25 protein-coding genes and 1 pseudogene are annotated in these 22,673 nt (G+C 52.8%); 12 read left to right on the top strand and 14 right to left on the bottom strand.

The features are described from left to right. The first annotated feature begins 24 nt into the window (after positions 1 to 24). Both D5366_RS06010 and mdoH read left to right on the top strand, forming a co-directional pair. Positions 25 to 1,569, top strand: coding sequence for a glucan biosynthesis protein (locus D5366_RS06010; protein WP_141492698.1), 1,545 nt, complete (start codon positions 25 to 27; stop codon positions 1,567 to 1,569). Further along, positions 1,545 to 3,710: a glucans biosynthesis glucosyltransferase MdoH gene (gene mdoH, locus D5366_RS06005; protein WP_141492697.1), complete on the top strand. Its 2,166-nt coding sequence runs from the start codon at positions 1,545 to 1,547 to the stop codon at positions 3,708 to 3,710. Before D5366_RS06010 ends, mdoH begins: the two co-directional genes overlap by 25 nt. Positions 3,711 to 3,780: 70 nt before the next feature. On the opposite strand, the gene D5366_RS06000 is transcribed toward mdoH, so the two are convergent. After that, positions 3,781 to 4,650, bottom strand: coding sequence for a LysR substrate-binding domain-containing protein (locus tag D5366_RS06000; protein WP_141492696.1), 870 nt, complete (start codon positions 4,648 to 4,650; stop codon positions 3,781 to 3,783). Positions 4,651 to 4,755: 105 nt separating this feature from the next. On the opposite strand from D5366_RS06000, the gene phnX reads away from it, so the two are divergent. From phnX to D5366_RS05985, 3 genes are read left to right on the top strand one after another with little or no spacing between them, the layout of a single operon-like run. After that, entirely contained in the window at positions 4,756 to 5,556 is an 801-nt protein-coding gene (gene phnX / locus D5366_RS05995) for a phosphonoacetaldehyde hydrolase (RefSeq protein WP_141492695.1), read from the top strand. After that, positions 5,553 to 6,674: a TIGR03364 family FAD-dependent oxidoreductase gene (locus D5366_RS05990; RefSeq protein ID WP_141492694.1), complete on the top strand. Its 1,122-nt coding sequence runs from the start codon at positions 5,553 to 5,555 to the stop codon at positions 6,672 to 6,674. Before phnX ends, D5366_RS05990 begins: the two co-directional genes overlap by 4 nt. Beyond that, positions 6,671 to 7,993, top strand: a complete 1,323-nt coding sequence (locus D5366_RS05985; RefSeq protein ID WP_141492693.1) for an amino acid permease — start codon at positions 6,671 to 6,673, stop codon at positions 7,991 to 7,993. The genes D5366_RS05990 and D5366_RS05985 overlap by 4 nt, the downstream gene beginning before the upstream one ends. Before the next feature lie 7 nt (positions 7,994 to 8,000). Here D5366_RS05985 and D5366_RS05980 read toward each other — a convergent pair whose 3' ends face one another. The 3 genes from D5366_RS05980 to D5366_RS05970 form a co-directional block, all read right to left on the bottom strand. Continuing rightward, positions 8,001 to 8,366 carry a RidA family protein gene (locus D5366_RS05980; protein ID WP_141492692.1) on the bottom strand — a complete coding sequence of 122 codons (366 nt, stop codon included), beginning with the start codon at positions 8,364 to 8,366 and terminating at the stop codon, positions 8,001 to 8,003. Between the two features lie 66 nt (positions 8,367 to 8,432). Next, entirely contained in the window at positions 8,433 to 8,711 is a 279-nt protein-coding gene (locus D5366_RS05975; protein ID WP_240775182.1) for a DUF1150 family protein, read from the bottom strand. A 51-nt stretch (positions 8,712 to 8,762) separates the two neighbouring features. Beyond that, on the bottom strand, positions 8,763 to 9,272 hold the full coding sequence (locus D5366_RS05970; protein ID WP_141492691.1) for an Hsp20 family protein: 510 nt from the start codon (positions 9,270 to 9,272) through the stop codon (positions 8,763 to 8,765). A gap of 176 nt (positions 9,273 to 9,448) precedes the next feature. Here D5366_RS05970 and def point away from each other — a divergent pair, with 176 nt between their 5' ends. From def to D5366_RS05945, 5 genes are all read left to right on the top strand, one after another. Further along, positions 9,449 to 10,003 carry a peptide deformylase gene (def, locus tag D5366_RS05965; protein WP_141492690.1) on the top strand — a complete coding sequence of 185 codons (555 nt, stop codon included), beginning with the start codon at positions 9,449 to 9,451 and terminating at the stop codon, positions 10,001 to 10,003. 7 nt (positions 10,004 to 10,010) lie between these two features. Further along, entirely contained in the window at positions 10,011 to 10,922 is a 912-nt protein-coding gene (gene fmt / locus D5366_RS05960) for a methionyl-tRNA formyltransferase (protein WP_141492689.1), read from the top strand. Further along, positions 10,915 to 11,715: a tRNA pseudouridine(38-40) synthase TruA gene (gene truA / locus D5366_RS05955; RefSeq protein ID WP_141492688.1), complete on the top strand. Its 801-nt coding sequence runs from the start codon at positions 10,915 to 10,917 to the stop codon at positions 11,713 to 11,715. Before fmt ends, truA begins: the two co-directional genes overlap by 8 nt. Positions 11,716 to 11,885: 170 nt before the next feature. After that, positions 11,886 to 12,728, top strand: a complete 843-nt coding sequence (locus tag D5366_RS05950; RefSeq protein WP_141492687.1) for a DUF4422 domain-containing protein — start codon at positions 11,886 to 11,888, stop codon at positions 12,726 to 12,728. A 17-nt stretch (positions 12,729 to 12,745) separates the two neighbouring features. Then, complete coding sequence (locus D5366_RS05945; protein ID WP_141492686.1) at positions 12,746 to 13,825, top strand: glycosyltransferase family 61 protein; 1,080 nt, start codon at positions 12,746 to 12,748, stop codon at positions 13,823 to 13,825. Between the two features lie 42 nt (positions 13,826 to 13,867). On the opposite strand, the gene D5366_RS05940 is transcribed toward D5366_RS05945, so the two are convergent. The 3 genes from D5366_RS05940 to dapD all read right to left on the bottom strand — a co-directional run bounded on the left by D5366_RS05940 (position 13,868) and on the right by dapD (position 16,478). After that, positions 13,868 to 14,446, bottom strand: coding sequence for a hypothetical protein (locus D5366_RS05940; RefSeq protein WP_205839569.1), 579 nt, complete (start codon positions 14,444 to 14,446; stop codon positions 13,868 to 13,870). Positions 14,447 to 14,484: 38 nt separating this feature from the next. Beyond that, positions 14,485 to 15,582 (bottom strand): succinyl-diaminopimelate desuccinylase, encoded by a 1,098-nt coding sequence (dapE, locus tag D5366_RS05935; RefSeq protein ID WP_141493860.1) that lies wholly within the window; start codon positions 15,580 to 15,582, stop codon positions 14,485 to 14,487. 65 nt (positions 15,583 to 15,647) lie between these two features. Beyond that, a complete protein-coding gene (gene dapD / locus D5366_RS05930) occupies positions 15,648 to 16,478 on the bottom strand; it encodes a 2,3,4,5-tetrahydropyridine-2,6-dicarboxylate N-succinyltransferase (RefSeq protein WP_141492684.1) in 831 nt (276 codons plus the stop codon). Between the two features lie 191 nt (positions 16,479 to 16,669). Here dapD and D5366_RS05925 point away from each other — a divergent pair, with 191 nt between their 5' ends. Then, complete coding sequence (locus D5366_RS05925) at positions 16,670 to 17,653, top strand: diguanylate cyclase domain-containing protein (RefSeq protein WP_141492683.1); 984 nt, start codon at positions 16,670 to 16,672, stop codon at positions 17,651 to 17,653. 3 nt (positions 17,654 to 17,656) lie between these two features. On the opposite strand, the pseudogene argB reads toward D5366_RS05925, so the two are convergent. From argB to rpmH, 6 genes and pseudogenes are all read right to left on the bottom strand, one after another. Further along, a pseudogene (argB, locus tag D5366_RS05920) lies at positions 17,657 to 18,591 on the bottom strand (acetylglutamate kinase). 35 nt (positions 18,592 to 18,626) lie between these two features. Further along, positions 18,627 to 19,295, bottom strand: coding sequence for a ribosome biogenesis GTP-binding protein YihA/YsxC (gene yihA / locus D5366_RS05915; RefSeq protein ID WP_141493859.1), 669 nt, complete (start codon positions 19,293 to 19,295; stop codon positions 18,627 to 18,629). 5 nt (positions 19,296 to 19,300) lie between these two features. Next, positions 19,301 to 21,037: a membrane protein insertase YidC gene (gene yidC / locus D5366_RS05910; RefSeq protein WP_141492682.1), complete on the bottom strand. Its 1,737-nt coding sequence runs from the start codon at positions 21,035 to 21,037 to the stop codon at positions 19,301 to 19,303. Positions 21,038 to 21,148: 111 nt separating this feature from the next. Then, on the bottom strand, positions 21,149 to 21,397 hold the full coding sequence (gene yidD, locus D5366_RS05905; RefSeq protein ID WP_141492681.1) for a membrane protein insertion efficiency factor YidD: 249 nt from the start codon (positions 21,395 to 21,397) through the stop codon (positions 21,149 to 21,151). Positions 21,398 to 21,405: 8 nt separating this feature from the next. Beyond that, positions 21,406 to 21,759, bottom strand: coding sequence for a ribonuclease P protein component (rnpA, locus tag D5366_RS05900; protein ID WP_240775392.1), 354 nt, complete (start codon positions 21,757 to 21,759; stop codon positions 21,406 to 21,408). Between the two features lie 13 nt (positions 21,760 to 21,772). After that, on the bottom strand, positions 21,773 to 21,907 hold the full coding sequence (rpmH, locus tag D5366_RS05895; RefSeq protein WP_141493858.1) for a 50S ribosomal protein L34: 135 nt from the start codon (positions 21,905 to 21,907) through the stop codon (positions 21,773 to 21,775). A gap of 142 nt (positions 21,908 to 22,049) precedes the next feature. On the opposite strand from rpmH, the gene D5366_RS05890 reads away from it, so the two are divergent. Then, positions 22,050 to 22,232 (top strand): histidine kinase dimerization/phospho-acceptor domain-containing protein, encoded by a 183-nt coding sequence (locus D5366_RS05890; protein WP_141492679.1) that lies wholly within the window; start codon positions 22,050 to 22,052, stop codon positions 22,230 to 22,232. 21 nt (positions 22,233 to 22,253) lie between these two features. On the opposite strand, the gene gloA is transcribed toward D5366_RS05890, so the two are convergent. Further along, the gene (gene gloA, locus D5366_RS05885; RefSeq protein WP_141492678.1) at positions 22,254 to 22,670 is read right to left on the bottom strand and encodes a lactoylglutathione lyase; all 417 of its coding nucleotides are present in this window, start codon (positions 22,668 to 22,670) and stop codon (positions 22,254 to 22,256) included. Positions 22,671 to 22,673 lie beyond the last annotated feature (3 nt).

Genomic DNA, 22,673 nt, shown 5'->3' with positions numbered 1-22,673 from the left:
ACAACTAAGGCTCTGAATACAATTATGACTATGCTGCGCCGTGATCTGGTAAAACTGGGAGCCGGCCTGTCACTGCTCGGGACAGGATGGGTCGCACGTGCCCAAACACCTTCTCCTGCATCACCCACGCCCCCCAAGGCGACCCCTTTCTCAGAAGATACTGTGCGCAACATCGCGCGCAATCTTGCACGGTCAGCATACTCACCTCCCCCACAATCATTACCCGCACCAATGTCCTCTCTGAATTTCGATCAGTACAAGGGCATTACTTACAACTCAGACAAAGCGCTTTGGCGCGGACAAAACCTCGCTTTCGAAGTCGAGTTTTTTCCACGCGGCTTCCTCTACCGCCCGCGGATTGAGATGCACGAAGTTGTAGACGGTCAAACAAGCACCGTTCCCTACGACCCTGATCTCTTCAATTACGCAGATCCCCTGCTGCGTACCACCGATGATGTTGGCTTTGGTGGGCTACGCCTGCGTTACGCCATCAACACACCCGGCGTAAAAGAAGAGTTCGCCGTTTTCCTGGGGGCTTCTTATTTCCGCGCCATTGCTAAGGGCCAAACATACGGGCTTTCAGCGCGTGGCTTTTCTAATGGCACAGGCGACCCACGCGGCGAAGAGTTCGCGCTTTTCCGGTCATTTTGGCTTGAAAGGCCCGCACCTGGCGCAGATTCCCTCGTTGTGCATGCTTTGCTGGACAGCCCCTCCGTTACCGGTGCTTTCCGCTTTACCATCCGCCCCGGCGACGCAACTGTGTTCGATGTGCAGTCCTCTCTCTTCCCCCGCCAGGATATGGGTGAAGCAGGTCTGGCGCCCCTCACAGGCATGTTCTACTTCGACACGAACGATCACACCCGCGTCAATGACTGGCGCCCCGCTGCACATGACTGCGAAGCCTTGCAAATCTGGACCGGCACCGCGCTCCAACTTTACCGCCCGCTCGTAAACCCGACTGACCTTCAGTTCTCCGCTTTCGCGGATGATGGCCCGCAAGGCTTTGGTCTTATGCAACGCAAGCGCGCATTTGCCGACTACCAAGACCTCGCGCTTAATTACGAAAAAAGGCCATCTGCATGGATTGAGCCAATCGGTCATTGGGGCAAAGGCGCGATTGATCTCGTTGAAATTCCAACACCCAATGAAGTGAACGACAATATCGTTACCTTCTGGCGCCCTGAACGCCCTCTCAAGGCTGGTCAGCAATACGACTACACCTACCGCATCACTTGGGGTTGGGACACACCCGCTCCAACACACCTCGCCCGTATTGGCGCAACGCGGATCGGTGCGGCTCAAGGCTCTGACAACGCGCAGCTTTTCGTCATTGACTTCACGGGCGAAGCGTTTGCGGAGCGTCCAGCGAACACACATTTTCACCTCTTGCCGCAGGCAACTCAGGGGACCATCCGCAACGTCGTCGTAGAAGCTAACCCGCCTATTCATGGCTGGCGCGCGATGTTCGAGTTCGTCCCCGGGGACGCAAAAGCGGCAGAACTCCAAGTGCAACTTGCCGACGACCAAGGCCCTATTTCTGAAAAATGGATGTATCGGTGGACAGCTTAACCGACACCAACACCCCCTTCATGCCTCAAAAATCACCTTTGAGCATGAAGGCCCAAGACCTGCACGCGGCCCCTGACCGGTTTGACCGCCCAAGCGGGCGTCTACCCACTACGCCCGGCACTCTGTGGTTGCGGAGACTTTTCGTCTTCGGCGGTGCTGTGGCTTTGACCATCTTCGGCGCGGAACACATCAACCGCGTGTTTAACGCCATGGGCGTTACGGCCCTCGGCATCATCATTATGGTGCTGTTTGTTGTCCTTGGCTTCTGGATCGCACTTTCGTTCACCTCCAGTCTTGGTGGCTTTTTCTCTCTTCTAAGCCGCGGCGGATTAGGACTTGGGATCCATCGTTCAGGCCCACTGCCTGAACTTAAATCCCGTACAGCCGTCCTTATGCCGACCTATAACGAAGACCCAGAGCGCGTATTAGGCGGCCTCCGCGCCATATATGACAGCCTGAAAGCAACAGGGAAACTTGATGCTTTTGACTTCTTCATCTTGTCCGACACGACAAACCCCGACGTCTGGCTGCAAGAAGAGCGGGCTTTCTTGGCTCTACGACGTGAAACCGGCGATTCACACCGTATTTTCTACAGGCGCCGTCACCGCAACACGGACCGCAAAGTTGGCAATATCAGCGAGTGGATCACCCAATATGGCGGTGAATACGAGCAGATGCTTGCTTTGGATGCTGACAGCATCATGGATGGTGGGGTCATCATTCGTATCGTTTCCGCTATGGAGCGGAACGAGAATGTAGCGTTGATCCAAACCCTTCCCGTCATTATCGGCGGCCGAACCCTGTTTGCCCGGATGCAGCAGTTCGCAGGGCGCATCTATGGGCCGCTTATTGCTCATGGTGTTGCATGGTGGCACGGCTCTGAAGGGAATTACTGGGGCCATAACGCAGTCATTCGTATCAAGGCTTTTGCTGAGCAAGCAGGCCTGCCGCATTTACCTGGCCGTGCGCCATTTGGTGGACACATCCTTAGCCATGACTTTGTTGAGGCAGCCCTCATGCGACGCGGAGGCTGGGCCATACACATGGTACCTGGCCTGACAGGTTCATACGAAGAAAGCCCTCCTTCACTGACCGATGTGGCCATCCGTGACCGCCGCTGGTGTCAGGGCAACCTTCAACATGCAAAATTGCTGAACACAAAAGGCATGCACTGGATCAGCCGTGTTCATATGCTCGTCGGTATTGGTGCCTATGTCACGTCTCCGCTATGGTTACTGTTCCTTCTCGTTGGAATTTTGATTTCTCTACAATCCCACTTTTACCACCCAGACTATTTCGGCAATGGCCTCACGCTCTATCCCCATTGGCCTCAAGTTGACCCTGTCCAAGCCAAATACGTGTTTATCAGCACAATGTTTGTGCTCCTCGCCCCGAAAGGCCTCTCTTTCATCGCGATGCTGTTTGACCGTGAGACGCGCCGTGGCTCGGGCGGCATTATCGGTCTGGGTGTTTCGATCTTCCTCGAAACGCTTATTGGCGGCCTCATCGCGCCAATTGCCATGCTAATCCAAACTTCGGGGATATTATCCATTCTTCTCGGTCGTGATTCTGGCTGGAATACGCAAAACCGCGATGGAGATGCTGTTTCACTTAAAGAGGTCGCACGGGGTTACTGGATTTACACTGTTTTCGGTATTGCACTGGCTACAGCAGCTTGGTCCGTGTCTGAAGCGCTGTTTCTCTGGATGTTACCTGTTCTTGTTGGCCTAGCATTAGCCATACCCTTGGCTGCCCTTACAGCCAGCCGAGACGTCGGACAGGGCTTCAAAAAGTTGGGCCTCCTGCTCATCCCAGAAGAAACGACGCCATCGGAAATCATCAAGCTGGCTAACGCAAACGAACGGCGCCGCCTTGACGCGCAAACCTCCCCCGAGCGCCCACCTGAAGAAGCTTTTGCGCTACTCCGGACTGACCCTGCGCTACTCAAGGCGCATTTGAGCGCTCTGCCCGCGCCACGCAAAGTAGGTGGTCCAATTGACGCAAACCTCTTGGTTGGGCTCATCAAATTACGAGAAGCTGCAAACGTCCAAGCAGCTCTAAAACTTCTCAATCGCGGGGAAAAAGCTGCGGTTCTTGGATCATCCGAGGGCGTAGCGCTTATTTGCGCTCTTCCCTCTTAAGGCTGAACCGTTCCCGCTATCCGCTGTGGAGCGAATAGCGGGAACAGCAAAATTCGCTTTACCGCGCTGCCTAGCCAGCAGAATCCAGCGCTGCAATTTTAAAGATTTCTGAAACCAACCGCGTATTGGCCTGCTGTTTGAGTGATACTAAAGAGACTGTCATTTTAGCATGGCAGTCTGATACAGGTATGGCCCTAACTCCCCGGCGCCCCCCATACTCACTAGCCGCGATAACACCCACACCAAGTCCTGCAGCGACAGCTTCAACCATAGCTTCCCTTCCATCGACGACCAGTGCCGGCTCACACAGAATTTGATGCTGTTGTAACTCAGTCTCTAACAACCTCTGGGTGACTGAACGCGCTTCACGGAAGATCAAACCCGAGGCGGCCAAAACCCCCAAACTAATTTTCTTTTTTTCGCCTAAGGGGCTGCGCTTCTGTACCAGCGCCATGAGACGGTCACGTCTTAATATCTGTGCGTGTAATCGTGAATCGACCGACGGTGCTGCGGTGACAGCTAAATCTACTGTTGCGTTAGCAATGCGCTCCAAGCACGTATCTGCATTTGCAATAGAGAGCGTTACCTGCACGTTCGGATGCAAAGCTCGAAATGACGCAATCAAACCCACTGCCAAATCTGGCGCGTCAGCAACAATGGAAAGTGAGCCATACTCAATGTTTTCAGCCTGAGTAAGCAGCCTTTCAGCCTGCTTATGCGCGTCAAACATAGGCTGTAGAACCGTCAACAAGCGGCGTCCTAGCTCAGTAGGTTCCACCAACCGACCTCGTCGGTGGAACAAGACGCAACCATATTCTTGCTCCAGTTTACGCACCTGATCCGAAATTGCTGGCTGCGTTACCCCCAACGCTTCAGCAGCAGCCGAAAACCCTCCGTGCAGTGCCACAGCGTGCACTGCACGCAGTTGAACGTATTGCATCACAACCCCATCGAAAAAACTGATATATTTATCATTATTAACGATTTTTCTTGGGTGATCTACCTCTTCAATACTTGCTGCATCCTTTCCTTGGAGTTTTGGAGCATGCTCTCTTCCATATTCGATGCCGTAATTTTTGATTGGGCTGGCACACTTGTCGACTTTGGATCCCTCGCACCCATGCAAGCTTTTACAGAAAGCTTCGCACGCCATGGTGTGCCCATTTCCATTGCTGAAGCGCGCACCCCCATGGGCATGGCCAAGCGCCCCCATATAGCCGCGCTGTTGGCTCAACCACGCATTATGGCAGCTTGGAAAAATACCCACGGACGCTTTCCCTCGGAAGACGACCTGTCTCATCTCTATGAAGACTTTATGCCTCGTAATATCCGCAGCGCTGCTCTGTATGCGGACCCTATCCCCGGAGCGGCTGAATGCCTGAAAACTCTTCGAGATCACGGTTTAAAAATTGGTTCGACCACTGGTTATACCCGCTCAATTATGGAACACATTACCCCCATCGCCACAGCACATGGTGTCTTCACTGATCACCTTGTCTGTGCAGATGAAACCCCTGCTGGCCGCCCCAGTCCGCTCATGCTGTGGCAGAACCTCATTAACCTTAATGTCTGGTCTGCCCAGCGGGTTATTAAGGTCGATGATACACCTGTAGGGATTTTAGAAGGCCTGAACGCTGGTGCATGGGCTGTCGGCGTGGCTGTTTCAGGCAATATGTTCGGGCATACCCCTTCCGAAATTGCCGCTATGCCTGCTGAGCTCTATCAAACAAAACGCACAGCCGCTTATGCCGCACTGCACGAAGCTGGGGCTCATTATGTCATTGATACAATTGCAGACCTTCCAGACCTTCTTCGTCGCCATGCACAGCAAGAAGCAACGGCATGAACCAGCATTACGATATTGCGATTGTAGGCGCCGGAATATGTGGTTTGGCGCATGCACTCGCCGCAGCCAAACGCGGGAAACGCTGCGTTGTTCTTGAACGCAACCTTGCAGCGACAGGCGCATCCATCCGAAATTTTGGCTTCATTACCGTCACGGGCCAAGAAAAGGGAGCCTGCTGGCAACGAGCACGGCGCACACGCGACATCTGGTCCGAAATTTCCCAAGCCGCACATATTCCAATTACACAGCGCCAACTCCTCGTTCTCGCACAATACCCAGAAGCGCTTAACGTGCTCGAAGCCTTCGCTGATGACGAAATGGGGAGTGACTGCACACTTCTCACACCACAAAACCTCCGCAGCTATACGGATATTAAAACTACCGCCCTGCATGGCGCATTGCTTTCGCCGTATGAACTTCGCGTGGAGTCGAGAGACGCTATTCCCCAGCTTACACGCTGGCTTGCTGAGCAGTGGGGCGTCACGATTTTATGGGGTACAACCGTACATGCCGTTGAACCCCCAACCATTTGCACAAATCGGGGCGTAGTCCACGCTGAACAGGTTGTTATTTGCCCCGGCGATGACCTTCAGACACTATTTCCAGAGCGCCTCGCACAATATGGCCTGAAACACTGCACACTACAGATGATGCGCTTAGCATCTGGCAGCTACCATGCCGAAACCCCAGCCATCATGTCCGACCTAGGGGTCGGGCGCTATAAAGGCTACCACCATTTGGCAGGCCACGCTGCCCTCATAAAACGACTGCAACGCGACAAAGCGGCTGCCTTTGCCGCAGGGGTGCACCTCATCGCCGTTCGCTCCGCAGATGGCTCTCAAATCGTCGGAGACTCCCATATCTATGCTGATAAACCCGATCCTTTTAGCGATGCAGGGGTGGACGAATTAATTCTTACGGAACATGCTACCGTGTTCCAATCTACTCCGCCGGTCACTTCCCGCTGGAGCGGATGCTATACCAGCGGCCCTGATACCATGCTTACGGACCGCGTATCCGATACGGTACGCATAGTCCTCATCACAAGCGGTACAGGGGCCAGCACATCTTTCGCGATCGCAGAAGAAACACTCGCTGACCTTTGGGGCTCATCATGACCACACCTCCTTCCGGACTGCATCACACTCTTTCCCCTAGGCTGGTCGGAATGATAGCCGTTGGCGGCGTAATCGGTGCGGGCCTCTTCGTCGGCTCCACGGCTTTTTTAAAACAAACTGGCTTCCTGATTATTCCCCTCTACACCATCGCCATTCTCCTTATGGTCGGACAGATGCGCGTGCTTGCAGATATGACAGCAAGCAAACCCCAGGCTGGTTCGTTTATTGGCCAAATTCGCGATGCATTAGGCGCTAGGTCGGGCTTCATCGCTGGCTGGGGCTATGTTTTGTACTGGTGCGCTACGGCAGGCTCCGAAATTATCGCCATAGGTCCACTTTTTACTCAGCTCACAGGCTTACCCGGTGCGCTCGGAATGGCCATTCTTGTAGCGCTTACTCTTTTGACTAACCTGATCTCTGCGCGGGCCTATGCCCGTGGCGAGGCCGCACTTTCCCTCACTAAACTCGGTTCGCTCGTCTTATTCATTCTGGTTGGCGTCCTGTCGTGGCTGTGGCCCAGTTTCGTTGGCACACATACAAGCAATGTTGGTGTTACGACTGCCTCATTGATACCTGCAGGAATAGGCACTGCCTTGGCGGCGTTGCCCTTGCTCATCCAGACTCTCACTGGTTTTGAAATTGCCACCGTCGCAGCAATGGAGTCTCCGGACCCGGTGCGTAGCGTATCGCACGCTGCAAAAAAGCTGGTACCGCAGGTGGGTTTCCTGCACGTAGCATCGTTGGCTCTGGTCCTTACCATCGTGCCCATCACAGCCCTTCAAGCAGGGCACTCCCCGTTCACTACTGCTCTGGATCATATGGGCATAGCTGTAGGGGCGCGTGTCCTGACAGCCATCGTGCTTGTCGCTGTCACATCCTGCTTAAATTCCGCACTTTTTGCCGCATCACGCGTTCTGTACGAATTGGCTGAGACGGGTGACGCTCCCGCGCATTGCCGAACTCTTACAGCCAGTGGCGTGCCTGTATGGGCTGTTCTCTACACAGCAATTTTGGAGTGCCTGGTCGCAGGGCTTGGTATTTTGTCACCACACGATGGGTACATCATGGCGCTTTCTCTCTCGGCCATGCTCATCATGTTCACATATCTTTTTGCGAACGCTGCACAATGGCAGCGTTTATCCGGGCCAGCAGAAGGCAGCTTAGTAGCCCGGCGCGGTCTGGCAGGTATAGTTTTTGCTGGCTTTGCTCTCACGCTATTGAGCATCGCTTTCACTGCAACGGGGCGGCAAGATTTTCTTTTATCCATCGGCACAATGCTCTGCCTATGGTTGGTTTCTTGCCTTACCCACCGCAAATAAAGAGAAACTAGCCTTTGAGAGCAGCGATTGCTGTAAGTTCAACGCGCCAGTCAGGATCAGCCAGTTTAGCCTCGACCGTGGCGCGAGCCGGCTTATGCGCTGTGTCCAGCCACGCATCCCAAGCCCGGTTCATTGCACTGATTTCATTGATGTCTGTAAGAAAAATCTGAACTGATAACAGGCGCGTTTTGTCCGTGCCTAATTCAGCGAGAAGAGCATCAACTTGGCGCAGAATATCCGCCGTCTGCCCTTCCGTATCGAGTGTGGCGTCATCTGCCACCTGACCCGCCAGATATGCCACACCATTATGGACTACAACGCCTGTAAGGCGCTCCTCTTCCAAATGCCTGCTAATATCTTGATTCTGGGTCATATCGTCCTCTGTATCCTGTTCCGCCGGATGTACACCAACCGCAATTTTACGGTCAGCACCGCCGTGCTACTGCAGCATAGTCGGTATCATCTCGTGTTCAAGGATAGCGTCCATCGCGCTTTCCTCGTCATCAGCAACAGCCATAGGTGTACCGTCTGCTGCGTGGATTGTAATGACAGATTCTCCGTCTTCCACGCCCGTCCGTAAATATGCCAGACGCGACATACCTAAAACGCGCAACTGCTGGTCCGTGATGTGCCTCAGATCGCTGGGCAGCGTCTCTTCAGTCGGTAGGTTACTGTCAAAAATATCGCTCAACTCTGAACCCTCAGTAAACCCTGTCATGTACGCACATGACAGGATAAAACATAAATAACGCGGCAAAGCCGCAGCGCCTCAGTCGTCACCCAATTCGCGTACGGGGTGAGAGCGGCGCGATTTTACGACCGGCGGCACTACTTCCGGATGCAACGGAGCAGTCGATGTGCCCGGACGTCGCCCCTGTGAAATGGCAATCCGTTTCACGCGCACTTCCGGCTCGGGACGTAACAAGTCGATATGGAGCAGTCCATTATCAAGCCACGCGCCACCTATCTCGATTCCCTCAGCCAACACAAAGGCTTTGTGGAACTGGCGGGCCGCTATACCACGATGGAGGAAAACGCGTCCCTGCGAATCATCGTTTTGGCGGCCACGGATGACCAATTGATTATCTTCCTGCGTAATCTGCAGGTCATCCATCGTAAAACCCGCAACAGCAAGCGTGATTCGCAGCGCCGTTTGGCTAATCTGCTCAATATTATACGGAGGATAACCATCCGAACTGGTCTTGGAAGCACGCTCCAACATCTGTTCGAGATGATCGAAACCGAGAAACATAGGGGATGTAAAAAGACGACCGGACATAATGGGACTGAAGCCTCCTCATGGAGCGAAACAGGAAAATTATGGACCCTGAGAGCGGCATCCATACTGGAACAATATGGTCCTGATAGCTCACCACGCAAGCTTTCTGCAGAAAATGCGTAGGTTATTTCCTCTTTTGGCTGGCTTTGCTGGCCCTCGGTCGCTAAATCGCACACATGAGCGAATTCGATTTTCTGACCGGGATTGAAGACGTCCCGCCCATGCCCATCGTCATTGCACCTGCACCGATCCTTCGGCAGGTCACGCGCGACGTGCGCCCGGAAGACATGGCGCACCTACGCGCACAACTTCCAGGCATGTTTTCTGCCATGTATAAAGCGCCGGGTATCGGCCTTGCCGCACCGCAAGTCGGGCTCGATATGCGCTTTGCTTTGGTTGATGTTGCCGAAGAGGGTGCTGACCCAGCCCCAATGGTGTTGATTAACCCTGAAATCATTACCGACTCGGAGCAAATGGCCGCCCGTGAAGAAGGCTGCCTTTCTCTCCCCAACCAATATGCAGAAGTCGTGCGCCCTGAAGCGATTCGCGTTCGGTACCGTAACCTTGCCGGTGACATCATCGAAAGTGATGCAGATGGCTTGCTCGCCACATGCATTCAGCACGAAATGGACCACCTAGACGGGGTTCTGTTCATTGACCATCTCTCAACACTCAAGCGCAACATGATCATGCGTCGCTTGACCAAAGAGCAAAAATTCAGAAGGCGTTAATCCCTCCATGCGCCTCATCTTCATGGGCACACCGGACTTTGCCGTCCCTGCCTTACATGCTCTCATAACCGCTGGTCATGACATTGTAGCTGTTTACACACAGCCTCCACGCCCGGCGGGACGGGGCAAAGCTTTGCGCCGCTCAGCCGTTCATGAAGCGGCCGATGCTGCTGGTATTCCTGTGCGCACGCCAGCCAAGGTAAAAAAAGATGAGGCAGAACACGCGGCTTTTGCCGCGCTGAATGCCGATGCCGCCATCGTCGCGGCCTATGGGCTAATTCTGCCGAAAGCAATGTTAGACGCACCACGCCTCGGCTGCCTTAATATCCATGCGAGCCTCCTTCCCCGCTGGCGGGGCGCATCACCTATTCAAACCGCTATCGTATCTGGTGATTCCCGCAGTGGCGTTTGCATAATGCAAATGGATGAAGGGCTCGACACAGGGGCCGTTCTGCTGGAAGGCTCAACGGACATCACGCCACACGATACAGCCACAACCTTGCATGACCGTTTAGCAGAATTAGGCGGGAAACTTGTCGTAGAGGCACTCGCCACACAACCTAAAGCCACACCTCAACCGACAGAAGGTGTGACTTACGCGAAAATCCTCACACGCGATGACGGACGCTTGGACTGGACGAGAAGCGCTCAAGAGCTGGACCAGCATATTCGCGGCTTTACCCCTTGGCCCGGTGCATTCACCACCCTTGATGGCGTTGTCATAAAAATCGGCGCGGCCATCCCGCTGGACGAAACCGGCAACGCCACTCCGGGCAGCACCGTCGATGACAAGCTGACCATCGCGTGCGGAAGTGGTCTTTTACGCATCCTACGCCTTCAAAAACCCGGCCGAAGCATGATGGACGCAGCCGATTTCCTACGCGGCCAATCCATCCCCAAAGGAACATGCTTTGACTGACATTACCGCCACGCCCCCTATCGTGCGCTGGGCCGTCAAAATTGAATATGACGGCACGGGCCTCGTTGGGTGGCAACGTCAGAATAATGGCATATCAGTCCAAGAACTCCTCGAAAATGCAGCCGCACGCATGATCGGGGGGCAAATCGTTCCCAGCGTCACTGCTGGCCGAACAGATGCTGGTGTCCACGCAGCAAGTATTGTTGTCCACTTAGACTTCCCAGCCGGAACACAGTTTCGCTCCCATCAAATTCGTGACGGGTTGAGTTTTCATCTCAAACCTCACCGCGTTGTTGTCTTGGACGCAGCTCCGGTCGGAGCGGAGTGGAGCGCGCGCTTTTCAGCTCTTTGGCGAAGATACCGCTTTACAATCCTCAACCGACCTTCACGCGCCGCCCTCATGGAAAACCATGCTTGGCACGTTAAACGCCCTCTCAACGCGGAACTGATGCAAAAAGGCGCTGATTATTTGCTCGGCCGCCACGATTTTTCTTCGTTCCGCGCGTCTGCCTGTCAAGCCAACTCCCCCATGCGTACACTCGACGAGCTTAGCGTCCGACGTGAAGGGGAATTGATTTTTATCGAGACGCAAGCACGATCTTTTTTACATCATCAAGTCCGCAACATGGTGGGATCACTGGCACTGGTCGGCTACGGCCAATGGGAACCCGATAAAATGGGCGAAGTACTGGCTGCCTGTGACCGACGGGTAGCAGGGCCTACGGCCCCCTCAGATGGCCTTTGCTTTCTTGATGTCGGCTACGAAGAAAATCCCTTTTCCAAAAATAGCTAAAGTTAACGGGGCGCTGCGTACAATTCTGGCTGAGAGACATTAAAGCTGTTCGGAATGATGGTACGAAACTCTGTCCATCAACAGCTTGCCATTACTCGAAAAAACCGCACTATAAGCTCATAGCTTTCGGTGCTCAAAGAGTACGTACGAACACGCATAAGGATCAGCCAATGCGAGTGAAGATTTTCTCATGCCATTATAAGACGCCGGCGAAACCTGTTAATAACGAATTATTTGCTGATATCCTCTCCGGCGCTAAGAGCGATCCAGACGGCCATTTCATTGGTGATCTAGATGGGGAGAACATCTCTGAGCAAAACGTTTTCAGCGAAATCCGGCATCACTACTATGTTTGGAAAAACCTTCTCGATGATTACGAGTACATAGGCTTTGATCATTACCGTCGGCGTTTTTTTATTACGCCAATGCCTTTTGAAAAGTTAAACAAAATCTCACCCCATTTTGCTGGGCAACGCGATGCTTTTGACGCTGATCAGAAGCTTCATGAAATTGAACAAAGCCGAGAAGACTTTCTAGAACACCTAAATATCAGAGATAGTTTTTCAGTTTCGGAAAGCCAGAATTTTAAAAATTGGCTCTCACAGTATGATGTTATTGTACCCCGTATGTGGCACTTGCACGACCGCCCAGATCTCGAAAGCGAATGGAAAAATAGCGGCCTTCCTCCCCAGATGTGGGAATTGTTTATGGAAGCCATGCGTAACCACAAACAATTTTTACCGCTACCGCACTACCCAGTGCGTACCTCGAACCACAATAGTATATTCATCATGAAAACAGAGCTTTTCGATGAATATATGAGCGGCCTCTTTGGAACGATCAAAGATTTGGAAGCTTTAATGGAGGGAAAAATTCATCATTTCCCGAGGATGTGGGGATATGTTGCTGAAAAAGCGTTAAATTACTTTATTCTTGCCCAGCGCAAGAAAAACCCTTTTTTCAACGTGGCACAATTGCCTCTCATCGTACGTACCATACACGACGACCTCTAACGGGCTTATACGAAACAATGGATATTCCTTCCGGCCTCTACATTGACGACGCAATCCGCGCCCAAAAGCCCGGCTTTGCTTGGCAACTCATCGCTGAAGAAGCCGGAGGACCCCGACGGCCCCCACGTTTCACGCTTGGCCCCATTCCTGCACATTTTGGGGATTGGTTTTACGGGGATCGGCTAGCGCCGTCCTGCGGAATTTATACCCTAGATGATATCTCCCTCGCCTCTGACAGGGTGATTGTTAAAGACGGCGCGACTATCTTCATTGAACGCACAGGCATGCACGAAGGCTCCGTACGAGAGAATGTACACAGCCCCGAGCCTGACCGTGAACTACATTTCGATCAAGATGTGGTTCTACTTTGCGGTCCAGCTTATCAAATTTATGGACACTGGCTTGTCGATTTCCTGCCGCGCCTGCTTCTTTTACGCGAAGCCGGACATGCGCTTGAAACACTCCACTATCTCTTACCGCATAATCTTCTCGATTTCTCTTGGAATTGGCTCGAATTTTTAGGCATTCCTCGAGAGAATGTTTCTACCTACGATGTCGTGCGGGATAGGTGTCACATTAAGCGCGCTATCATTCCTACCTGTATCCGTGGGAATTCGCGGGCCACCCCTATTTTAGGGCAGATGTTCCAAAAACTGCGCGGGGACACAGAGAGTAACGCTGCACAAACACCAAAGCGCAAAATTTTTGTTTCTCGAGCGCTATGGGGCAATACAACGCGCCAATTAATTAACCAAGAGGACGTGGAAAATTTCGTTAAGGAACTAGGGTTCGACGTTATTTACCCAGAACGTCTCAGCTTGGCCGAACAAATCGAAACATTCTCAACAGCATCCATCATCATGGGTGAATATGGTTCAGGACTACACAACTCAGTCCTAGCGCCTGCCGGTGCAGAAATCATTACGCTGCGTGGTACTATGGGTCACCCCGGCTTTTTACAGTCCGGCTTGTGCGACGCCAGCGACCAAGAATGCTCGTATATTTTTGGCAATCAGGACGAAAATTCCGGTGCTTTTACCATCCGTCACGAGGACTTAGATTTATTCCGGTATTTTCTTTCTTACCTTGAGAAGTAAATCCTTATTGTGCGGCCTTAAATCATAGGGCCGCACAAATCGTCAGCTTACACTGATCATATCGAGCATCGCATTGTAATGCGGCGGCAAAAGATAAAGCACACCCAACAACACAGCGAGTGCCGCAACTTGCGCCACAACAACCATAGCTGCCTGTAAACTGGTCACCAGCAAACCAACTTTACTGACGTACCAAGACAGCCATAAACTATAAAACTGTACGACGACCATCATACCGATTGTAAGTGACGAATTCAGGTGCTCTGCCGGGACGGTAGCCGTTAAAAAACCTTCGAGCAAAAATACCAAGATAATCGGTAGCCAAGCGCACCACAGGGACGCTGTGGAATAACGCAACCACAACCCTTCGCGCTTTATGCGCCGTGCACAGATATGCGTCACAACCAATTGTAATAACGTTGATGTCAAAGGCACTAAAGCCCGTACCAACCCCATTCCCCAGCCGACTTTTGATGTCTGAAACGTCAGCCCCACCGCAATGATCGCCATTGCTATGGTGGGAGCCAGCGCCCCCATCAGCGGCTGTACACCCGGGCCAAAGCAATTAATGCCGACCCCTCGCCCTCGCGCCAAAAGCCAGACTCCCAACGGCACACTCATACCCCCGGCGGGAGGTAGTCCTGTTGGTCGCTCAGGATTCACAATCCAAACCTTTTCATAAACGTCCGGTAAATTTCGGTCAGTTCTTCCAAGCTGGACAACGAGACATGCTCATCCGTTTTGTGCATGGTCGCGCCAACAAGTCCAAACTCAGCAACAGGGCAATGCAGAGCTATAAAGCGTGCATCTGACGTACCGCCACCTGTATCAAGCGCAGGACGGTGTCCCGTCACGGCTTCAACAGCAGACTGCAAACACTCTACAGGCTCAGCAGGCTCAGTCAGAAACGCTTCACCGCTAATGCTAACCTGCACGTCCGCCTTTGGCGCATGTGTGAGCGTGACATCTCGTAGCCACGCTTCAAGCCCCGCTCCTGTATGGCAGTCATTAAAGCGGATATTCACCATCGCACTTGCCTGCGCAGGGATCACATTTGTCGCCGTATTACCGACATCAACGCTTGTGACCTGCAAAGAGGAAGGAGCAAACCACGCATTCCCCTCATCCAGAATGCGTCCCGTCATCTCGCCTAGGATAGCAAGGAGTCGGTGCACCGGGTTATCCGCACGATGAGGATAGGCGACATGGCCTTGTACACCCTGCACAATAATTTGCGCGTTCATGCTTCCACGACGACCAATTTTAATCGTCTCACCCAAAAAAGCTGGGTTCGTCGGCTCGCCTAAAAGACAAAAATCCGGCAATTCGCCTCGTTCTGCCAACCACTCAATGACAGGCTTTGTGCCGTAACGCGCAGGCCCTTCTTCATCACCTGTCACTAAAAAGGATATCGCGCCTTTTGGCTCGCCTTCCGCCAATACACGAGCAACTGCAGCGACGGAGCAGGCCAAGCCACCCTTCATATCTGCAATACCACGCCCAAACAGCATGCCGTCTTGGATGACAGCCTCAAACGGGTCATGCGCCCATCCCTGACCGGGCGGAACAACATCTGTATGGCCAGCAAAACACAAACGTGGCTTACCCTCACCGCGACGCGCATAAAAATTCGGCGTCGGGGCATCCGGGGGGCCAAATGGCAGTTGCGTAACCGTGAAGCCCAGCGCTTCCAATGCCGTTATAAGGCATGCCTGCGCTCCATCATCCGCCGGGGTGACAGAGCGACAACGCAGCATATCCCGCGCCAACTCAACAGGATCTGTGAATGGCGCAGGCGTGCTAACAGAAGACGTGTTCAAGATTAATCGCGCAGCAGGTCGTTGATGGACGTCTTGGAACGTGTACGCTCATCGACACGCTTCACAATTACTGCACATGCCAAAGATGGTTGTCCTGGCTCTTTCGGAGGCAACGTCCCTGGGACGACAACGGAATACGCTGGAACGCGCCCTTGGAAGATCTCGCCCGTTGCACGATCCACCACTTTAGTGGAAGCGCCAATGAACACACCCATAGACAAGACGGCACCGCGCTCAATGATGACGCCCTCTGCCACTTCTGAACGAGCACCAATGAAGCAATCATCTTCGATGATGACAGGCGCTGCCTGCAAAGGCTCCAACACGCCACCAATGCCGGCACCACCGCTGATATGCACGTTTTTACCGATCTGTGCACAAGAACCAACCGTTGCCCATGTGTCGACCATAGTGCCGCTATCGACATACGCGCCTACGTTAACAAAGCTCGGCATCAGCACCACGTTTGGTGCAATGAACGCTGAACGACGGACAACAGCCCCCGGAACCGCACGGAAACCTGCCTCAGAAAAACGGAACTGATCCCAGCCCTCGAACTTAAGAGGCACCTTATCGAACCCGGATACACCCGCGCAGCCCCGCTCCATTACGCGGCTATCATTCAAACGGAAAGAAAGCAGCACGGCCTTTTTCAGCCACTCATGCACAACCCAGCCGTCAGATGTCGGTTCAGCAACACGACGAACGCCTGAATCCAGGTCGCGCAAAACCGTCTCAATCACTTCACGATCTGCGCCCTCAGTCTGAGAGTTCAACGTCGTACGACGTTCCCAAAGAGAATCGATAGCAGCGCGCAGCGTATCCTGAGACATGATTATACCCATTTAAAACTGAAAATTGCGCCGAACCATGCTGCTCGGCCTGCGCAATGTCAACGTCAGAAATGAGGCTCTAAAAAACGGATTAACCTTTAATTTATCATTCCACCTTAAATTTTCAGCCCATTGAAGAGTATCTCTTCCCTTAACCCCGCCTCAGCTCAAACCGTACGGAACGGGTATCAATGTCTCAGCCAATCCTCTCGACGTTCCCAAATCACGAGCAAACCGCCGATATGTTGGGCCGTCCCCATTGGACCAATGAGACTCTGGCCACTGCTCTACTGAAAATTCGGTCTGCGATTTTGCCAAGGCTCGGCGCGGCTGCTGCGCTTTCATATCTTAACACTTTGTCAAAAGCAGACATGATCTTGTTCCATGGCAGCACGCTGTCTGAACACACCCCGATTTTGCACAAAACTGCAGCTTTGCCTCAGCACCTGCAACAGCATCTGCTCTCGCTCAGTTGCATCACGTCAGAAGTTCGCAGATTTCGTAGCATCGACAACGCTGTGCTTATTTCCGAAACTATCCGGAGCCAGTCACCCTTGGTCCTTGTTTGTTGGCAAAAACAACCATGGACGCAACAAGATATAACCGTCTTAAAAACTATTCTCGCCAATTTATGCGGTTTGTTTGAACTCGATGCCCTACACCGGCGCGTTCATTCCAACACGCATTATGATATCGCATCGAATTTACTGAACTGGAAAGGCTTACACGCAGAGATAACGCGCCGCTGCCGCCGCTTAGACCGTGATAACAAGGCTGCCACGTTCATGCTCGCTTACATTCCTGGTCTGGATAACCTACTCGCCAAGCGTAGCCTTGAAAGCTTTGAAAATGCGCTTGAGCAATGTGTTGCCTTGCTAAGGAACGCGGTTCGCCCCACCGATGCAATTAGCCGCTTGAGTGGTAATACCTTCGGTCTTTGGCTCGATGGTGGGGACCGCTTTGCCATTGCAGAGCGTGCCGAACGTATGACGGCACACGGCATCCCGTTGTTGCTTGACCCACCAGCGCATCTGTCTTTGCACATTGGCCTCGTTTGCCGCGAGGCAGGAGCCGCTCACGAAACGGCAGATACACTTTTAGAGCGCGCCACGCTCGCTCTCAATACCGGCCTGAGAGAAGGCGTAAAATGGCGCTTCTCTCATGAAGCGCCATAATGCTTAAGCTTTAATCAATGTACCGGGGCCGGCACGTGTGAAAAGTTCCAAAAGGCATGTGTGCGGCACACGTCCATCCAGAATCACAGCAGCTTTTGCACCAGCTCGCACTGCCTCGAGGCAGGTTTCAACTTTGGGGATCATCCCCCCGAAATTGTTCCATCCTCAATCAAGCGCGCAACATCGTCGGCTGTAAGCTCTTCGATAAGTTTGCCTTCTTTGTCCAAGACGCCCGGAACGTCGGTCAGCATCAAAAGCCGTGAAGCATTCACAGCGCCTGCAATGGCACCGGCTGCCGTATCAGCGTTAATGTTATAAGTCTCACCATCTTTACCAGCGCCGACAGGTGCCACAACCGGAATCAAACCCGACCCCAGAAGAGCGTACAATACGCGCGGATCAATTTTATCTGGCTGACCTACAAACCCAATATCCAGCGGTTTTTCTTCGCCTGTAGCAGCGTCCCGTTTTGTCCGCTGAATACGGCGGGCTTGCAGCAAACCACCGTCTTTACCAGAGATGCCAACAGCCAGCGCGCCTGCGCGATTGATGAGTTCCGCTACCTGCTTATTGACCGTTCCCGCCAACACCATTTCGATGACGTCAATCATCGCCTGATCTGTTACGCGCAGCCCATCAACAAAAGTCGACTTTAAGTTCAAACGGTCCAGCATGGCGCTGATCTGTGGGCCGCCCCCATGAACCACAATAGGGTTGATACCCACCAGCTTTAACAATGCGATGTCATAACCAAACGCATTTGCCAGTTCGCCGTGCCCCATCGCATGACCGCCGTATTTAACAACGATCGTATCACCAGCATACCGGCGAAGATAAGGCAGCGCATTTGCTAAAATAGAGGCCTGTTGCTGCGCATCATCCAAATTGATGATCGGCGGCGTGACAGGCAATTTATCACTATGTGTTTTTGCGTTCATAGCTGGGGTAATTTCCCTTGCTGCTCCCAGCCCTATCAGGACTGGGCCGTACCATCTGACGAACGTGCGAAACGAGCGATTTCGCCACGAAGATCTTCGATACCTTCGCCCGTTTCACTGCTTGTGACAATCACACGCGGATAAGCGGCAGCATGCTTCAAAGCGAGAGCTTCTATCTCTTCACGCTTTTTCTGCAATGCACCCGGCTTTACCTGATCCGCTTTTGTCAAAACGATCTGGAAAACGACAGCCGCCCGATCCAACAACTCCATAACGTCTTTATCCGACGTTTTGAGCTCAATGCGAGCATCAAGGAGCAGAATCACACGCTCTAACGTTGTCCGCCCACGCAAATAGGCAAACATCGTGTTCTGCCAATCTTCTTTGACCGACTTGGCTGCTTTTGCAAAACCGTAACCCGGCATATCGACCAAAGCGAGACGCTGCGACAGGTTAAAGAAATTCAACTGTTTGGTACGTCCCGGCTCGGACGATGCACGCGCGAGTGATTTCCGCCCTGTCAGTGCGTTGATCAGACTGGACTTCCCAACATTGGAGCGGCCTGCAAAAGCGACTTCCGGCAGATCAATCGGTGGCAACTGATCCACACGCTGCGAGCCGAAATAAAAGTCGCACTCCCCAGCAAAAAGGAGGCGTCCCTCTTCCAGCAATTCGGGTGAAGGGGGGCCAGCTATCTCACGCATCTCGCTCAACGGCCTTTCTTCGACGTTGCCACAGGAACAGGCAGCTTAGTACGGCTCTGGATAAAAGCCTGCTGCGCGAAGGTCAGCAAGTTGTTCCATGTGTAATAGACCAAAAGACTGGCCGGGAAACTGGACATGAAAAACACGTAAACCAACGGCATAAACTGCATGATACGCGCTTGCGCTGGATCCATAGCAACAGTTGTCTGTTTTTGCAGCAGCCAGAACGTCAAACCAAGCGCCGTACCCCATACACTCACATGCAGCATGGAAATATACTGCGTTGGATCGAACGGAAGCAGACCAAACAGGTTAAAAATATTGGTTGGATCAGGGATCGACAGATCATGTATCCAGCCAAAGAACGGCGCGTGACGCTCGTCAATGCTGATATACAGCATCTTATACAAGCAAAAGAAGATTGGAGCCTGAATCAGCATCGGCAAACATCCGCTTGCCGGGCTAACACCTTCTTCTCGGTACAGAGCCATGACTTTTTGGTTTGCAGCCATCGGGTCATCTTTGTGCCGCTCGCGGATTTCCTTAATCTTAGGAGCAAGCAAGCGCATGCGGCCCGAGGATTGAGACGCTTTAGCAGCCAGCGGGAATAAGATGATCTTGACGATCAACGTCAACGCCATCAGCGCTAGGCCAAAGTTACCCAAATGCGTATAGAGCCAGTGCAGGAGCGTCAAAATTGGGCGCGTTAAGAAGCTGAACCACCCGAAATCGATCGCTTTGTCCAAATCTGGTACATGCAAATCACGGCTGTAACCCTGCAGGAGCGACACCACTTTTGCACCCGCAAATATATGGCTGCTCATCGTGACTGAAGCATTAGGCATAATGGTTTGTGGGCTTTGTGACGTGAAACCTACACGGTAGGAACCCGCAGAGCCTGGCAAACCGGGTACAAAGCCGAACGATGCTGATACAGCAGCCGTGGGGTCAGCCATTACAGCCGTAAGCCAGTACTTGTCACTAAGACCTACCCAGCCGCCGGTACCGTTTTTCGCCCAATATGTATGGTCGGGGTGATTGGCAGCCTCACGCAGGTTCTTGTAGTTTTCATCGTTCAAACGACCATCTACAACCGATACTGGTCCTTCATGCTCCGTCCACGAGCCACCCTGCGCTTCGTAATCTCGTTGCACACGCTGATAAGGAACCAGCGATACAGGTGTGGAACCGTGATTTTCAACAACCTGCTGCACGGCAATAACATAGTGATTATCTACGCTTAGGCGGATGATGAAGTTCTGCCCCTGGCCATTATCCCAATGCATGGTAACGGGGTGTGTTGGGTCCAGAATTTGATCGTCACTTTGCCAGACCGTGTTTAGACCCGGCACAACCGCATTTGAACCTTGTGCGTTATCCCAGCCAATCACTACATAGCTAGGCTCTGCCGTGCCCGGCTGACTTAAAAGCCGGACGAGTGGACTGTCCTTCTCCAAGGTTTCCCGGTACTTTGTCAGTACCAAATCATCCAGCAAACCGCCCTTAAGCGTAATGGATCCCTTAACGTCAGGGCTGCTCACAGGAATCCGACGCGCAACTACGGTCGCATCGTCCTGTTGTGTGCTTGCTGATGCTGAAGGCGTTTGAGGGTTTCCAGATATGCTGACAACAGCTTGTCCTGTTTGTTTAGCTTCTGGAGAAGGCTTCGGCATAAAATAGTCAAAGCCAAGTAAGATCAGGCCACTGAGGATGGTGGCTGCAATAATGCGCTTGATTTCCATCGGGCGGGTGCCGGTCTTTCATCGTACGAGAAAAAGCTTGCGCTTCAAGTGGAGGAAAAATGCCCCCAGAACAATAGGAAAAGCAACTTTTTCAGCGAGAGAGAACCCAATTCAAGGAGAATTGGGCGGGGGCGGATAATCTACACCGCCTTTGGACCAAGGGTGGCATCGGCAAATACGTCGTGCCGTTAAGTAGCCACCGCGCCAAGGGCCGTGCTGCCGAATCGCTATTAAGCCGTATGTGCTACACCCCGGCTGGAAACGACAATTCTGCCCGATATAGGGACTTATGCACAGCTTATATAATCGTATGAGAAGTAAGCAAGCACTTGCTACGCCTTGTGAAAAGATGTCTTTCACGCGTATCCTCAGTGTGCAGAAACTTTGTTTAATGCCTGTCGTAGATCGCTTTTAAGGGCTGAAAACTCACGCTTTCGTGTCCCTTCGCGTCCGATCAGGACGAAGTCACCGCAGGGCAAACCTTCTTCTTTGGCTACCAAACGCAGTGCTTCACGCAAACGACGCCGTGTCCTGTTACGGACGACAGCGTTGCCTACTTTTTTCGTGACGGTAAAACCGACACGAGACTGAGCCTGACCATCAGCATCTTTGGGAGTTATTCCCTGCACCACCATACCCGGAAGAGCCGCTTTGCGCCCCTTACGAGAAAGGTGAAGGAATTGTGAGCGTTTTTTCAAGCGCCCCGGCTTATGGTCAGGAATCAGGTGTCAGCTCTTAGGCAGAAAGCTTAGCGCGGCCCTTAGAGCGGCGGTTCGCAAGAATGTTGCGGCCACCAACAGTTGCCTTGCGTGCACGGAAACCGTGACGACGCTTGCGAACCAGCTTGGAAGGTTGATACGTGCGCTTCATGACATCGATCCTTAACGTCTTTGCATCTGCCTGAGTGGCAAACGCGTCGATCGGGCGCATGAAACGCCCGCTGATATGTGACCCGGGCGTATAAAATGTGGTATCGATTCTGTCAAGAAAAGAGCGAAAGGACGCACATATAATGGCCGACTCTTCTCAAAACGGAGCCGCACGGGTGCGCCATGACGTACGCAATGCGTTGGCAAGCGCATTGTTGAGCGCCGATATCCTCGAATCGCACCCCGACCCAAATGTACAAGAACACGCTGCGACCGTTATCCAGTCTATCGAGCGTGCCTTGAACTATCTTAAATCATCGTCTTAGGACGATTCGTTTGATTCGAGCTTACTTGAACGCGTCTACACTCTCTTCAGACTTACGTTCAATCAACTCGATTTTGTATCCGTCTGGATCCTCAACGAACGCAATTACCGTTGTGCCGTGCTTTACAGGACCCGCTTCACGCGTAACCTTACCACCGCCGGACCGAACGGATTCCACCGTTGCCGCAACGTCAGGTACGCCAACGGCGAAATGACCAAAACCTGTTCCAACTTCATAATCAGTTTCTTGGTCCCAATTATAAGTCAGTTCAATCTCTGCCTGCCCTTCTGCGTTCCCGCCATAGCCAATGTAGCTCAGCGTGAAGCGACCAGCGCTGACTTCATTGCGGCGCAACTCTTTCATACCAAGCAGCTGATAAAACGCTAAGCTGCGGTCGAGATCGCGAACACGCACCATGGTGTGGAGATAGCTGCTCATTGT

The sequence above is a fragment of the Neokomagataea tanensis genome (genome assembly GCF_006542335.1).
Lineage (GTDB): Bacteria > Pseudomonadota > Alphaproteobacteria > Acetobacterales > Acetobacteraceae > Gluconobacter > Gluconobacter tanensis.
Note: the sequence above shows the minus strand (reverse complement) of the source record. Positions and strands in the feature narration are given on the sequence as shown.